Annotated in this window: 17 protein-coding genes; 10 read left to right on the top strand and 7 right to left on the bottom strand. The window is 72.9% G+C overall.

Annotated features, from left to right (window positions below):
* Positions 1–52: 52 nt before the first annotated feature.
* Complete coding sequence (locus APR04_RS06115; RefSeq protein ID WP_253868528.1) at positions 53–466, bottom strand: hypothetical protein; 414 nt, start codon at positions 464–466, stop codon at positions 53–55.
* Positions 467–590: 124 nt separating this feature from the next.
* Between APR04_RS06115 and APR04_RS06110 the strand changes: the two genes are divergently transcribed.
* Complete coding sequence (locus tag APR04_RS06110; protein ID WP_253868527.1) at positions 591–1391, top strand: MerR family transcriptional regulator; 801 nt, start codon at positions 591–593, stop codon at positions 1389–1391.
* On the opposite strand, the gene APR04_RS06105 is transcribed toward APR04_RS06110, so the two are convergent.
* Positions 1355–1972, bottom strand: coding sequence for a DinB family protein (locus APR04_RS06105; protein WP_253868526.1), 618 nt, complete (start codon positions 1970–1972; stop codon positions 1355–1357). The genes APR04_RS06110 and APR04_RS06105 overlap by 37 nt on opposite strands.
* Positions 1973–2026: 54 nt before the next feature.
* Here APR04_RS06105 and APR04_RS06100 point away from each other — a divergent pair, with 54 nt between their 5' ends.
* Together APR04_RS06100 and APR04_RS06095 are read left to right on the top strand one after the other, a co-directional pair.
* Positions 2027–2911, top strand: a complete 885-nt coding sequence (locus APR04_RS06100; protein WP_301312192.1) for a PfkB family carbohydrate kinase — start codon at positions 2027–2029, stop codon at positions 2909–2911.
* Positions 2902–3540 carry a nucleoside/nucleotide kinase family protein gene (locus APR04_RS06095; RefSeq protein ID WP_253868524.1) on the top strand — a complete coding sequence of 213 codons (639 nt, stop codon included), beginning with the start codon at positions 2902–2904 and terminating at the stop codon, positions 3538–3540. The genes APR04_RS06100 and APR04_RS06095 overlap by 10 nt, the downstream gene beginning before the upstream one ends.
* Positions 3541–3577: 37 nt before the next feature.
* On the opposite strand, the gene APR04_RS06090 is transcribed toward APR04_RS06095, so the two are convergent.
* Together APR04_RS06090 and APR04_RS06085 are read right to left on the bottom strand one after the other, a co-directional pair.
* Complete coding sequence (locus APR04_RS06090) at positions 3578–4282, bottom strand: Rv3235 family protein (protein ID WP_253868523.1); 705 nt, start codon at positions 4280–4282, stop codon at positions 3578–3580.
* Between the two features lie 72 nt (positions 4283–4354).
* Complete coding sequence (locus APR04_RS06085) at positions 4355–5122, bottom strand: hypothetical protein (RefSeq protein WP_253868522.1); 768 nt, start codon at positions 5120–5122, stop codon at positions 4355–4357.
* Positions 5123–5414: 292 nt separating this feature from the next.
* Between APR04_RS06085 and APR04_RS06080 the strand changes: the two genes are divergently transcribed.
* A complete protein-coding gene (locus APR04_RS06080) occupies positions 5415–5969 on the top strand; it encodes a hypothetical protein (RefSeq protein ID WP_253868521.1) in 555 nt (184 codons plus the stop codon).
* Between the two features lie 85 nt (positions 5970–6054).
* On the opposite strand, the gene APR04_RS06075 is transcribed toward APR04_RS06080, so the two are convergent.
* Complete coding sequence (locus APR04_RS06075) at positions 6055–6273, bottom strand: helix-turn-helix transcriptional regulator (protein WP_253868520.1); 219 nt, start codon at positions 6271–6273, stop codon at positions 6055–6057.
* 194 nt (positions 6274–6467) lie between these two features.
* Here APR04_RS06075 and APR04_RS06070 point away from each other — a divergent pair, with 194 nt between their 5' ends.
* From APR04_RS06070 to hisN, 3 genes are all read left to right on the top strand, one after another.
* Complete coding sequence (locus APR04_RS06070; protein WP_253868519.1) at positions 6468–7166, top strand: CpaB family protein; 699 nt, start codon at positions 6468–6470, stop codon at positions 7164–7166.
* The gene (locus tag APR04_RS06065; protein WP_253868518.1) at positions 7163–8446 is read left to right on the top strand and encodes a CpaE/TadZ family protein; all 1284 of its coding nucleotides are present in this window, start codon (positions 7163–7165) and stop codon (positions 8444–8446) included. Before APR04_RS06070 ends, APR04_RS06065 begins: the two co-directional genes overlap by 4 nt.
* 100 nt (positions 8447–8546) lie before the next feature.
* Positions 8547–9332 carry a histidinol-phosphatase gene (gene hisN, locus APR04_RS06060; protein ID WP_253869257.1) on the top strand — a complete coding sequence of 262 codons (786 nt, stop codon included), beginning with the start codon at positions 8547–8549 and terminating at the stop codon, positions 9330–9332.
* Between the two features lie 31 nt (positions 9333–9363).
* On the opposite strand, the gene APR04_RS06055 is transcribed toward hisN, so the two are convergent.
* Positions 9364–9927 carry a DUF6912 family protein gene (locus APR04_RS06055; RefSeq protein WP_253868517.1) on the bottom strand — a complete coding sequence of 188 codons (564 nt, stop codon included), beginning with the start codon at positions 9925–9927 and terminating at the stop codon, positions 9364–9366.
* A gap of 151 nt (positions 9928–10078) precedes the next feature.
* Here APR04_RS06055 and APR04_RS06050 point away from each other — a divergent pair, with 151 nt between their 5' ends.
* Positions 10079–10714, top strand: coding sequence for a DUF6928 family protein (locus APR04_RS06050; RefSeq protein WP_253868516.1), 636 nt, complete (start codon positions 10079–10081; stop codon positions 10712–10714).
* 64 nt (positions 10715–10778) lie between these two features.
* Positions 10779–11207, top strand: a complete 429-nt coding sequence (locus APR04_RS06045; protein ID WP_253868515.1) for a VOC family protein — start codon at positions 10779–10781, stop codon at positions 11205–11207.
* A gap of 27 nt (positions 11208–11234) precedes the next feature.
* Here the strand turns inward: APR04_RS06045 and APR04_RS06040 are convergent, their stop codons facing one another.
* Positions 11235–11816, bottom strand: a complete 582-nt coding sequence (locus APR04_RS06040) for an endonuclease V (protein WP_253868514.1) — start codon at positions 11814–11816, stop codon at positions 11235–11237.
* 327 nt (positions 11817–12143) lie between these two features.
* Between APR04_RS06040 and APR04_RS06035 the strand changes: the two genes are divergently transcribed.
* A partial coding sequence (locus APR04_RS06035) for a hypothetical protein (RefSeq protein WP_253868513.1) occupies positions 12144–12339 on the top strand: 196 nt, incomplete at its 3' end.

Genomic DNA, 12339 nt, shown 5'->3' with positions numbered 1-12339 from the left:
GCGCGCGGCGCCGGGTCTCGCGTCCGCCCGGCGCGAGGCACCGGGCCTCGCGTCAGTCTGGCGTGAGGGGGCGGACGCCGTCCGCCGTCGCGAGGAAGAACGCGGCGAGCGTGAGCCCGTGCCCGGCGGTGGCCGTGTGGAGTGCCGCACGCCACGCGAGGTCGTCGAAGGATCCGGCCGCCGGGCCGGGCCGCTCGAGCATCAGGAGGACCGACGCGCCCGGCTCGTCCTGCAAGATCTCGTGCCAGGCCTGGCCCAGGTTGCCCACCAGGAGCGGATCGGGCTCGTCCGGCACGTGGTCGACCGGCACGATCACCGGCAGCGGACGGCGCTCGCGGTCCAGCATCACGAACCACAGCGTGCGGCGGCGTGGTGTGACGCCGTCGTGCAGGAACCTCGCGAAGGCGAGCAGCGCAGCCTCGTCGGTCAGCGCTTGATCCGGAATGATATCGCTTGATGAGGTCATGTAGCCAGTATCGGCTCCTGGCCCGGGGCGGCGGACTTATCCACAGGCTGTCTCCGACGGGCACGAAACTTCGTCTCGGGAAGGGGTTGAAGTTGACGCGGCGTCAATCTCTACCGTGATGGTCATGCAATGGTCCATCCAGGAGATCGCACGGCTGACCGGTGTCACGAGCCGGACCCTGCGCCACTACGACGCCGTCGGGCTGCTGCCCGCCGGCCGTACGACGGCGAGCGGCCCGCGCCGCTACGACCGCACCGCACTGGTGCGGCTGCAGCGGATCCTGCTGCTCCGTGACCTCGGGCTCGGCCTCGCCGACATCGCCGAGGTGCTCGACAGCGGCCAGGACGAGGCGACGGCCCTGCGGAGCCACCTCACCTCGTTACGGGCCGAGGAGAGCCGGCTGGCGCGGCAGGTCGCGTCGGTCGAACGGACCATCGCAGCCCTGGAGAACGATCCCGAGGAGAAGGAGGACATCATGGCGAAGGACATGCTCGACGGATTCGATCACACGCAGTACGAGGAGGAGGTCACCGAGCGCTGGGGCCGCGACGCGTACCAGACGGGCGACGCGTGGTGGCGAGGCCTCGGCGAGGACGGCCAGCGAGAATGGAAGGCGAGGCTCGAGGCGCTGATCAAGGCCTGGACCGACGCGGCGGAGGCCGGGCTGGACCCGGCCTCGGACGAGGCGCAGGCGGTTGCCGCCCGGCACGCGGCGTGGCTCGTCTCCGTCCCGGGCACGCCCGGCCACGAGGAGGGGCGACCCGACCGCGGCTACCTGCTGGGCCTGGCCGACCTGTACGTGGCCGACGAGCGGTTCGCCGCGAACTACGGCGGCACCGAGGGGGCTACGTTCGTGCGTGACGTGCTCCGTGTCTACGCGGAGCGGGCCTACGCGGAGCCGGCCAACCCGGACGGAAAGGCCTGAGCGCGGTACAGATCGCGCAGCAGGCAGATCTCGCCGCCGTGCGCCATGGCCTCGCGGCTGAGGTGCGTCACGAGCGCGGCCATCGGGAACTCGGCGTACGCCAGGCCCTTGGAGCCGATCGGGCGCAGCAAGGACTCGTCGTCCAGGGCGGCGATACCGGCCCGCCAGGACCGGTAGCCCTCCTGGAGCATCGCAAGGCCGCCCTCTGCGGTGACCGGTGCCTGGCGCCAGTGCCGCGCGTCGAACATGTCGGCATCGGCCGGCGCGTCCGTTGGCCCGAACAGGGCCCTGGCGCGTCGGCCGAACACGTCCCGGCCGACATGGACCATGCGCCATGCGATGGTGGTGACCGGCGGTATCTCCGGCTCGGGCACTTCGTGCTCGAGCCGTGGCTCGCCGTCAGGCCCTGGGCGCACGCTCCAGGCCGGTGAGGCAGGCTCCCAGAGATACTCCGCGTCCGTGAGGCCCTCCAGGCGTGGCCAGAGATGGAAGTCCCAGTAGAAGCCGAGCTGGTCGAGGAGAAGGTCACGCCATGTCGTCGACGACTCTGTCGGGGGCGTCGTCGGCCCGGAAGTGGTCATACAAGAACGGTACGCAGGGTCACTGACACGCGGTTTCACAGGTAACCTCTGCACATGCCGGAAGCTCCTCCCGAATCTCACCAAAAACCGCCAGTGACCTGCTGGTTTGCTGGTCTTACGACGCTCGATGTGATCCACCGCAGCGCCGTTCGACCGGGGCCGAACCAGAAGATCACCGCCGTCCGCCAGGACGTCTCAGCGGGCGGCCCCGCCGCCAACGCGGCGGTCACCGCCGCGACGCTCGGAGCACGAGCTCTGCTGATCAGCGCCATGGGGTCGGGTCCCGTCGGGGCGGCCGCACGCGGCGACCTGGAGCGGCACGGGGTCGAGATCCACGACACCGCTGCGGGCCGCGAGATCCCGCTGGCGGTCTCGGCGGTGCTGGTCGACGACGAGACCGGCGACCGGTCGGTGGTCTCGCCCGACGCCACGCTCGCCGACGGGCTCGACGTCACGCCGGCCGAGCTCGACACCCTGCCCCGACCCGACGTGGTCCTGCTCGACGGGCACCACCCCGACCTGGCACGGAGCGTCCTCGCCTACGCGAGCGCACTGGAGCCCCGCCCGCTGATCGTCCTCGATGCGGGCCGGTGGCGCCCCGTCTTCGCCGACCTCATGGGGGAGGCCGACGTCACCGCGCGGTCCGCGGACTTCCGGGCCCCTGCCGGCGTCCCCCGATCCCGTGCCACCGTCGCCACCCACGGCGCCGAACAGGTGACCTGGTGCGACGGGGACGGCCGGCGCGGGACCAGCGACGTGCCGGCCGTCGACGTTCGCGACACGCTCGGCGCCGGCGACGCGTTCCACGGCGCACTGGTCGTGGCGCTCGCGCAGGGCGCCGGGCTGGAGGCCGCCGTCGACGAGGCGGTGCGGGTCGCGTCGCTCCGCGTGCAGTACATCGGTCCGCGCACCTGGCTGGAGAACCTGTCGTGCGCCTGACCACCGCCGAGCTCGTCGAGCGGGCGACGGAGCTCGTCGCCGAAGCCTTTCTGGCGAGCGAGACCCGCGTCCTGGGGATCACAGGCCCGCCCGGGGCGGGCAAGTCGACGCTGGCAGCCGCTCTTGTCGACGGCCTGGGCCACGGCACCGCCGTGGTCGTCGGCATGGACGGCTTCCACCTGTCCAACGCCGTCCTGGAGGCGCGCGGCAGCCGCGACCGCAAGGGAGCCATCGACACGTTCGACGACGCCGGGTACGCCGCTCTGATCGATCGGCTCGCGGACCAGGTCCCCGGCGGCCCGCCCGTCTACGCGCCGGAGTTCCGGCGGGAGATCGAGGAGCCGATCGCCGCGGGCATCGCCGTGGCCGACGTGCCCCTGGTGATCACGGAGGGCAACTACCTCCTCTCGCCCGGCGGCGCCTGGCCGGCCGCCCGCTCCCGAATGGCCGAGGTCTGGTACGTCGACCTGCCCGATCGTGAGCGCCTGCGGCGCCTCGTGGCCAGGCACCGGTCGTTCGGCAGGTCGCTGCCCGACGCCGAGGGTTGGGCCGGCGGCACCGACCAGCGCAACGCCGACCGCATAGCGGCGACTCGGGCCGAGGCGGACCTGCTCGTCGAGTGGGTCTGACCGCGCTCCGCAGAGGCTCGTCGCCGGCCGGGCGGGCTCAGCCGATCTCGAGGACCGCCACGCGCCAGACGCCTCGCCGAGCCTCCAGCCGCACGGCAGCAGCCCGCACCCGGCCCTCGTCGTGGAGGATCACCGTCGCCTCGGCGGACGACGCGCCCAGCCGGACCATCCGCACGCGGCGCACCGTCGCCGCGTGCGCCTTGGGTCGCGGCGTCCGGCTCTGTCGCACCTCCCGCATGAGCCGGCCCCGCTCCAGGAGCTGGTCGTAGACCTGCGGGGTGACCCAGCGCGCGAGCTGGGCCGCCGGCCGCTCGCCGCGGAGCACCTCCACCGCGGCGCGGACCACCCGGCACACCTGCGCGGTGGGGTCGGGCAGGGTGGGGTCGGGTTCGGGAGCGGGGCGTCCGCCCACGGCCTCGAGGGCGGCGGCCGCGTTCTGCAGCTCGAGGTACGGCGTGCCGCCGATCCGCATGCGGCGTAGCCGTCGGCCGATCCCGGGCCCGGTGACCGGCCCGATCCGTGGCGTGGCGGGGCGGCGGGCCGGCACTGGCTGGACCGGCGCGGTGGCTCGCACCGATGGGGCCGTTGCAGCCGGCGCTGCCGCCGCCCGCGCTGCTGCTGCCGGGGCCACCGTCGCAGGGCTTTCCGGTACGGGGCTCGGCACTTCCCGGGCCGGTGTGGTGGGGCGGCGGAGGGGTGCGGCGTCGGGCGGGGCGTCGGGCGAGACGTCGAGGGTGGTCATGCGGGCTCTCCTGGGAGTCGTGCGTGCGAGGGCTGGAGGGGGCGGGCTTCGGGGTCGGGCAGGGCGGGTCCGTCACGGCTGGCGCAGCACCGTGCCAGGGCTGATCAGGTCGGGGTCCGTGCCCAGCACCTGACGGTTGGCGTCGTGCCACCGAGTGACGGCCTCGGCGATCGCGGCGTCGGACGGGTTCGTACCGGTTCGCTCGGCGCCGGTGCGCTCGTCGGCGAGACGCTCGGCGGCGATCGCCCAGAGCGTGTCGCCCGGCTCGACCACGACCAGCGGCTCGCGCACGGTCCCGGTGCGCAGGCCGCGGTTGACCAGTGCCGACCGTTCGGGTGCCGGGCGAGGCCTCGGCGTGGCAGACCGGTCCGGCTCTCTGCCGGCGGCGGTGTCCTGGTCTGCCACCAGGTCCGTGGGCTGCCAGCCCAGGTCGAGCACGACGACCGAGCCGTCTCCCGCGGAGGTGATCGCACCAGCGCCACGGTCCGGCAGGGCCATCGCAGTCGGCGTGGCGAGGGCGAGTCCCAGCCCCGCGCCCGCAGCGGCGCGGGCGAGTCGGCGCACCACTGCCGGTGCGTGCCGTGCGACGGCCCGTTCGCCCGCTGCCCAGCACCGACCGCGCCGGTCCGCTATGACACAGCCGAGTGCCACGAGCGCATGCAGTCCCGACCAGCCCGCGACCACCGTGCCACCGGCCACCGCCGCGAGCTCGACGATGTCCTCGATCGGGAAGAGCGCCGGGCCGAGGCCCGAGCCGACGTGCCAGGTGCGCACGCCGAGCGCGCCCGACGCTGCGACGAGCATGCCGGCGAGGGCCAGCAGACCGGTCAGGGCGCGCACAGTGCTTCCTGCGCCGTCAGTCCCCTCAGCGTCCGCGCGATGCCGCGCCGACCCGGTCGCCGGCGGTGACTCTCCATGGTCCGGCTGACAATTTTCGGCATCGTACGCCGGCGATGCCTGAGTGAGGGCGTGGTTCGACATGGTTCCCCCTGCGATGGTGAGTTCCGGACAAGAAGGAGCGGTCCACCAATTTTGATGACTTTTGATGGCGTCCGGTGCTCGATATTCAACCTCGGTGCGGTCGGGGTGTCTACCGGAAGCGGGATGGTTGTGGATAGCGGAGGGTGGCCCCATGGCATCCATGCACTCGGCCGGTCCCACGCGCTGGGAGGCACTGTTCGGGGATCTCGAGGCGCAGGCTCGTGCCCAGTCAGCAGCCGAGGCGGACGCGCTCGTGTCCGAGATGACGCGCGCCGAGCACGCGACGATGACGCTCGCGGACCGCTTCCGCGCCGTCGTCGGCGCCGTGGTCACGCTGGAGCTGCTGGCCGGTGCTCACCTGCGCGGCACGGTGCGGGAGGTGGCGGACGAGTGGGCGCTGGTGCAGGGGGTCCGGCCCGGACCGGCGAGCCAGCACCTCGTACCGCTGCCTGCGATAGCCGGCGTGCACGGGCTGGGTCGTCAGGCGGCGCAGGCGACGTCGCGGCGGGATGCGCTCGGGCTGGGCCCGGTGCTTCGGGCGCTGCAGCGGGACCGCGCTCGGGTCACCGTGCGCACGCTGAGCGGCACGGTGGGGGGCCGCATCGCGCGGGTCGGCAGGGATCATCTGGACATCGATGTGCTCGATGATCGCGGATCACGGCTGGTTCCGTTCTCTGCCCTGCTGGTGGTGAGCGAGGCACCCTGAAACCGTTGGAAATGTCGTAAAAGGAGAACGGGACCGGCACTCCACATGGAGTGCGCCGGTCCCGTCGGTGTGTAGCTGAGGGCTTTCAGGCGTCCGTGGTCGCCGAGCCCTTGAGTCGCTCGCGGCTCTTTGCGTACATGCGCTCGATGTACGACTCGAGCTCCGCGGCCTCGACGCGCCAGACCTTCTTGGGGCCCACCTGGATGGCGGGAAGGTCGCCGGTCCGAACCAGGGCATAGCCCTGAGCCATCGAGATGTTCAGGGTCTCGACCACATCGGCCAGAGAGAGAAAGCGCTTTTCCATGGGAACAGTGTGGCACGAGACACCGACATGAGGGGGTTATCCACACGAAGTGTTTATCTGATGCCGGATCGGCGGTGTTCGATCACTATGGTTCCGGCGCTCTGCCTGGGCTGCGCACCATTACGTCCAGATCGACGTTCAACTTGTACGCGAAGGTCTACCCAAAGTCCACGAAAGTACACGGAAGGACCGACATGACGTATGCCCCGGCGGCGCCGGCGCCCCCCAGCCTCGGTCAGGGTCTCCCCGAGCCCGCGGTCGCCCGGCTGCGTCGCCCCAGCTGGCGCGACCCGCGGCTCCTGATCGGCGTCGTCATCGTCGCACTCTCCGTGGCGCTCGGGTCCTGGGTGGTGTCGGCGGCGGGCCGCACCGTCCCGGTGCTCGTCGCGGACGGTGCCCTGACGCCGGGTGCGCCCCTCACCGCTGACGCGCTCCGTGCGGTGGATGTGCGGCTCGGTGCCGGCGCGGGCAGCTATCTCCCCGCGGACGAGCCGCTGCCCGAGGACCTGGTGCTGCTCCGCGTGGTGGACGACGGCGAGCTGGTCCCGCTCACGGCGCTCGGCGCCGACGCCGACGTCAGGTCCGTCGCGGTGCCGGTCAGGTCCGGCCTCTCGGACCGGATCCGTGCCGGCGCGGTGGTGGACCTGTGGTTCGTGCCCGACGCGCCGGTGACTCCCGGCGGGGCCGGCGGCAGGTCGGGCAAGCCGGAGCCGAGCACGCTCGCACAGAGCGTGGTCGTCGAGCAGGTCGCCGCGGAGGAGGGCGCGATCGTCGTGGACGGTACCGTCACGCTCCACGTGCTCGTACCGACCGGCTCGCTCCCGACCGTGCTGACCGCCCTCTCGGACGCGGGCACCGTCGCCGTCGTGCCGGTGGCGGGCAAGGTCCGATGAGCGAGGAGCGGATGGTCACCGTGCTGGTTGCGGTGCGCGCGCCGGAGGAGGAGGCGGCGGCCGTCACCGTGCTCGGCGCGCAGCCGCAGGTGACCGTGGCCCGACGGTGCGCGGAGCTGACAGAGCTCCTGGCGGCAGCCGAGGCCGGAGCCGGGACGGCCGCCGTCGTCTCGGGGGACCTGCCCGGCCTGGACCGGGACGCGGTGGCGCGGCTGCGCGGCGCGGGCCTGCGGGTGGTCGCGATCGAGGACCCTGCGACGTCCGCAGAGCGGCTCGCCGGGCTGGGGTGCGACGTGGTGGTGGTCGAGGGGGACGCGGAGAACCTCGTCGCCGCCGTGCGCGGTGACGCACCGGAGGTCGCTCCGCCCGCCGTCCTGGCGCCCGGCCACGAGGGCCGGCCGGGAACGCTCGTCGCCGTGTGGGGTCCTGCCGGGTCGCCCGGCCGGACCACCACCGCCATCGAGCTCGCCGCTGCTCTCGCGGGGGTGGGCGCCGTGGAGCGACGCCGCTCGAGCCTGCTGCGGCGGTCGCACCACGCCGCACCGCCCCACGGGCCGGGCACGGTCGTGCTGGCCGACGCCGACACGTACGCGGCGTCCGTGACCTCCCGCCTCGGCCTGCTCGACGACGCACCGGGGCTCGCCGCCGCCGCGCGTGCTGCCGGACAGGGGGTGCTGGACGTCGTGACGCTCGCCGGGTACGGCCCGGTGGTGCTGCCAGGGGTGCGGGTGCTCACGGGTATCACTCGTGCGTCGCGCTGGCCCGAGCTGCCCGCTACCTCGCTCGACGTGGTGTTCCAGCGGTGCCGCGAGCTCGCGGCGTGGACCGTCGTCGACTGCGGCCCGGTCCTCGAGGCCGACGAGCTGCTGATGTACGACACGCGCGCACCGCAGCGCAACGGCGCGACCCTGAGTGCGCTGCAGGCCGCGGATCTCGTGGTCGTCGTCGGCGGCGCGGACGCGGTGGGCCTGCAGCGCCTGGTGCGGGGCCTGGAGGACCTGCGTGACGCGGCGGTACCCGTGCCGGCGGCGCGCCTGGTGGTGGTCAACCGGGTGCGCGACTCCGCGATCGGGCGGCGTGCCGAGTCCCAGATCCGCGATGCGCTCGCCCGGTACGCGGGGGTCGACGACGTGCACATCGTCCCCGACGATCCGGCAGGCCTCGACGCGGCGCTGCTGGCCGGCCGGGTGCTCGCGGAGTGCGCGCCCACCTCCCCGGCCCGGGCGGGGTTCAGGGGGCTCGCCGACCGGGTCAGGGAGCTCGTGCCCGCCGCCGTGTGAGAGGGCTGCATCGGGAGCCTCCTGGGTAACGATCCGCCCGCCCGGCGCGGGTCGGCGACGGAAAAGTGACATCCGGCGCTAGGTTGTGCCCGTGGCCGCCATGACGAAGGACAACTACGCCGACGACCTCCGTCTGGCGCACGTGATCGCCGACCAGGTCGATTCGATCACCATGTCGCGCTTCAAGGCGCTCGACCTCAAGGTCGAGACCAAGCCCGACCTGACGCCGGTGACCGACGCCGACCGCGCCGCCGAGGACTTCATCCGCGGCCAGCTCGCCCGCGCCCGCACGCGCGACGCGATCGTCGGGGAGGAGTACGGCTCCGCCGGCAGCGGTGCACGGCGCTGGATCGTCGACCCGATCGACGGCACCAAGAACTTCGTCCGTGGCGTCCCCGTGTGGGCCACGCTGATCGCCCTGGCCGACGGCGACGAGGTCGTGGTCGGCCTGGTCAGCGCGCCGGCGCTGGGCCGGCGCTGGTGGGCGGCGAAGGGCTCGGGGGCGTGGACGGGCAAGTCGCTCGCGGCTGCCGCGCGCATGTCCGTGTCCGGGGTGTCCCGGGTCGCCGACGCGTCGTTCAGCTACGCGTCCCTCGGCGGCTGGGAGGAGCGCGGGTCGCTCGACGGCTTCCTCGACCTGACCCGCGCCTGCGCCCGCACCCGGGGGTACGGCGACTTCTGGTCCTACATGCTGGTGGCCGACGGCGCCGTCGACATCGCGGCCGAGCCAGAGCTCGAGGTGTACGACATGGCCGCACTGGTGCCGATCGTCACCGAGGCGGGTGGCACCTTCACCTCGCTCGACGGCGCGCCCGGCCCGTGGGGCGGCAACGCGGTCGCGACGAACGGGAAGCTGCACAAGGAAGCGCTCGACTACCTGACCTGACCGAACCCCGGCGCGGGCCCGCCGAGACGCGTCAGCCCCGCGGGATGTCCTTGATCTCGCTCCAGTCGTACCAGAGCAGGTCCCGGTCGGTGACGCGCTGCAGCGCGGCGTCGAGGGCGGTCTCCGACTCCTCGCCGACGTCCGCCGTCGACTCGGCATCGCTCTCCTCGTCCGCGGCCGCGAGCACGTCCGCGATGTCGGCGGCTGCCTCCGTCTCGTCGACGTGCACGCAGACGATCACCACGTCCTCGACGGTGCTGGTGACCTCGACCTCCGAGCCGACCGGCTCGTCGTCGTCCGCGCCGCCGGGGGTACCGTCCCTCGCCGGGCCCACCGCGGTGTCGGGCACCTCCACCGTGATGACCACGCGCTGGTGCGGGGCGTCGGGGCGGCCGGCGATGAGCGCGAGGGAGTCGTCCGCGGCGTTCAGCGCGGCGACGTACTCGAGGGCCTCGGCGTCATCGTCGGGCAGGGCGGCCTCGAGGTCCTTCGTGACGGCGTGCGCACGGCGCGGTGCGACGGTCCAGCGGGCGGCGCCGGAGGTGTGGGTGACGGCGTCGAGCTCGTCGAGCGTGGCGGGCACGTAGATGCGCATGTGCCCAGTCTGCCGTGTGCGGGCCCGGAGCGAGCGCTGCCACCCGCGCTCTCCAGCGTCCGGTGGCGGTGTCGGTGCGTGCCCGTACTCTCGTGTGCGGTGTCGGGGCGGGTGCCGAGGGCAGGAGCAGCAGCCGAGGGTGGGAGACAAGATGAGTGCCAAGACCGCGATGCTGGTGTACACGGACGGGGACGTGGCGGCAGGGCTGACCGAAGCGGCGGAGTTCGCGGACGAGGCGGGCGCCGCCGAGCTGCTCGGCCTGCTGTGGCCGCCCGCACGGATCCGCCCGGACGGGGAGGAACCGTGGGAGCTCGGTGACGCGGTGTTCCCGCCGGAGGGCCGGGCGTGCGCGCTGTCGACTCCTGAGGTGGACGTCCTGTGCGACCAGGCGCTCATGCTGGACCGGCCGTCGCAGCTCCCCGCACACCTGGTCGGGGCGAGCATGGGCCGCACCCTGTACCTGCACGCGATGCACAGCGCGGTGGACTGGTTCGCCTTCGCGATGTGGCGGGACGGGGCGCTCGTGCGCTCGCTGAGCCTGTCTCCCGACGACGGCGTCCTCGAGGACACCGGGGAGCGGCTCGCCTTCGAGGAGCCGTTCTGGGCGGGCAAGCACCCGGCGCCGGCCGGGGCCGGCTATCCGTTCCCGTTCCACCCGCTGGTCCTGGGGGACCAGGCGCTGCAGGAGCTCTTCGGGTTCAGCGGCGAGGGTGCGGCCGACGGCGGGCCGTCGGCCGGCCGGCTGGACCCGTGGGCCGTGGAGCTGTTCGGTTTCCAGATCGTGTAGGCGGACAGACTCGACAGATCCTCGAACCGCTCGTACAGTTGTTCGAGAACGAGGAGGTCTGGTCATGCCCGAGCCCACAGCTGTTTCCGAACCCGCGGTGATCCCCATGCTGTCCTACCAGGATGGTGTCACCGCCATGGACTGGCTCATCGAAGCCTTCGGCTTCACCGAGGCGGAACGCTGGCTGGACGACGACGGCCACCTCTCCCACGGCGAGCTCGACGCCGGGGGCGGGCGTCTGATGCTGTCCGAGCTGGCGTCCTACGAAGGCCCGGCGGTGCACCGCAAGCACTGCACCGCGGCGGACGCCTGGTTGTCGACGCCCTGGGTGATCGACGGCGTGCTGGTCCACGTGACCGACGTCGACGCCCACTTCGCCCGTGCGCAGGCAGCCGGTGCCGGACTGCTCTCCGAGATCGAGGACGCCCCGTACGGCCGGTTGTACCGGGCGGAGGACGTGGAGGGGCACCGCTGGATGTTCCTCCAGCCGTGAGCCGGTGGACCGTGCGTCCGGTGCCGCTCAGCCGGGCGAGGGGTCGTCCGGCGCGGCGCCACGCGCCAGCCGGTCCACCCGGCGCAGGGCGTCCGGGAACCGTGCGTCGCCGGCCATCTCGCGTACGAGGTTCGCTGCGGCGTCCAGCGTCATGCCCGATGCGGTGACGTACAGCGGCCGGGCGGACTGCCCGCGCAGCACCTCGGCGGCGTGCGTCGCGGCCTGGAACCGGGTCTTGGCGACGCCGAGCACGATCGGCGCGAGCCCGGCGCCTGCGACGTGGGCGCCCAGCCCGGGTCGCCCGGCGGGGTCGAGGTCCACGTATCCGTCGACGATCAGCAGGTCAAGGGGTGCGGCGCCGGACAGGACCCGCTCCAGCGCCGGCAGCTCACGCTCGTAGAACCGGCCGGGTTGATACTCGGCCACCTGGTCCACGAGCATCGTGCGTTCCTCGACGAGCGTGGTGAAGACGGGGTCCGTGGCGACGACCAGTGCGGCCCGCGCCCCGCCGTCGTCCAGGTACTGCACGTCCACCGCGCCGAAGCGGCCGCCGCTGCCCGGTGCGGCTGCTTGTGGCTTGGTCTGCGCCAAGTCGTGCTCGAAGGTCACCCGCACAGTCTGGCGTCGAAAGAGTCCCGGGCGGACCATGGGCGGCAGCGGTGATGGTGCTCGCGCAAGCCCGCCTCGCGCCGAACCGCAACCTGCGGGTCGATGTGGGCGCCCATCAGCGCCGAACCGCAACCCAAACGTCAGGTGGAGCGCCGAACCGCAATCTGCTGGTCGATAAGTCGGGCGGATTCATACGGTCAGTGCAACGTCGACTGATCGGGGATTGTGATGCCGTCTGGGTATCCGTGGCCGTTGTCCAAGCGGCGGGAAGTGCTGGATGCTGTGGCGTCGGGGATGCCGATGTTGCAGGCGTTCAGGGTGTGCGGGGTGTCGTTCGCGACGGTCCGTGAGTGGTGGGTCCAGGCTGCCGGGATGGGACTGTTGAAGTCAGGTCGGGGCGGTAACAGCTTGCGGGTGGTGCCGGATCCGGACCGTCCTGGCGGGCTTGGGCGCCGGTTGAGCTTGGATGAGCGGATCTCGATCCAGCACGGGCGGGATCTGGGCTGGACGCTGGCCCGGATCG

Source organism: Promicromonospora umidemergens (assembly GCF_024171995.1).
GTDB lineage: Bacteria > Actinomycetota > Actinomycetes > Actinomycetales > Cellulomonadaceae > Promicromonospora > Promicromonospora umidemergens.
Note: the sequence above shows the minus strand (reverse complement) of the source record. Positions and strands in the feature narration are given on the sequence as shown.

Coding starts and splice junctions, on each gene's coding strand:
- APR04_RS06115 (WP_253868528.1), bottom strand. CDS start 466: ATGACCTCATCAAGCGATATCATTCCGGATCAAGCGCTGACCGACGAG.
- APR04_RS06110 (WP_253868527.1), top strand. CDS start 591: ATGCAATGGTCCATCCAGGAGATCGCACGGCTGACCGGTGTCACGAGC.
- APR04_RS06105 (WP_253868526.1), bottom strand. CDS start 1,972: ATGACCACTTCCGGGCCGACGACGCCCCCGACAGAGTCGTCGACGACA.
- APR04_RS06100 (WP_301312192.1), top strand. CDS start 2,027: ATGCCGGAAGCTCCTCCCGAATCTCACCAAAAACCGCCAGTGACCTGC.
- APR04_RS06090 (WP_253868523.1), bottom strand. CDS start 4,282: ATGACCACCCTCGACGTCTCGCCCGACGCCCCGCCCGACGCCGCACCC.
- APR04_RS06080 (WP_253868521.1), top strand. CDS start 5,415: ATGGCATCCATGCACTCGGCCGGTCCCACGCGCTGGGAGGCACTGTTC.
- APR04_RS06075 (WP_253868520.1), bottom strand. CDS start 6,273: ATGGAAAAGCGCTTTCTCTCTCTGGCCGATGTGGTCGAGACCCTGAAC.
- APR04_RS06070 (WP_253868519.1), top strand. CDS start 6,468: ATGACGTATGCCCCGGCGGCGCCGGCGCCCCCCAGCCTCGGTCAGGGT.
- APR04_RS06065 (WP_253868518.1), top strand. CDS start 7,163: ATGAGCGAGGAGCGGATGGTCACCGTGCTGGTTGCGGTGCGCGCGCCG.
- hisN (WP_253869257.1), top strand. CDS start 8,547: ATGACGAAGGACAACTACGCCGACGACCTCCGTCTGGCGCACGTGATC.
- APR04_RS06055 (WP_253868517.1), bottom strand. CDS start 9,927: ATGCGCATCTACGTGCCCGCCACGCTCGACGAGCTCGACGCCGTCACC.
- APR04_RS06050 (WP_253868516.1), top strand. CDS start 10,079: ATGAGTGCCAAGACCGCGATGCTGGTGTACACGGACGGGGACGTGGCG.
- APR04_RS06045 (WP_253868515.1), top strand. CDS start 10,779: ATGCCCGAGCCCACAGCTGTTTCCGAACCCGCGGTGATCCCCATGCTG.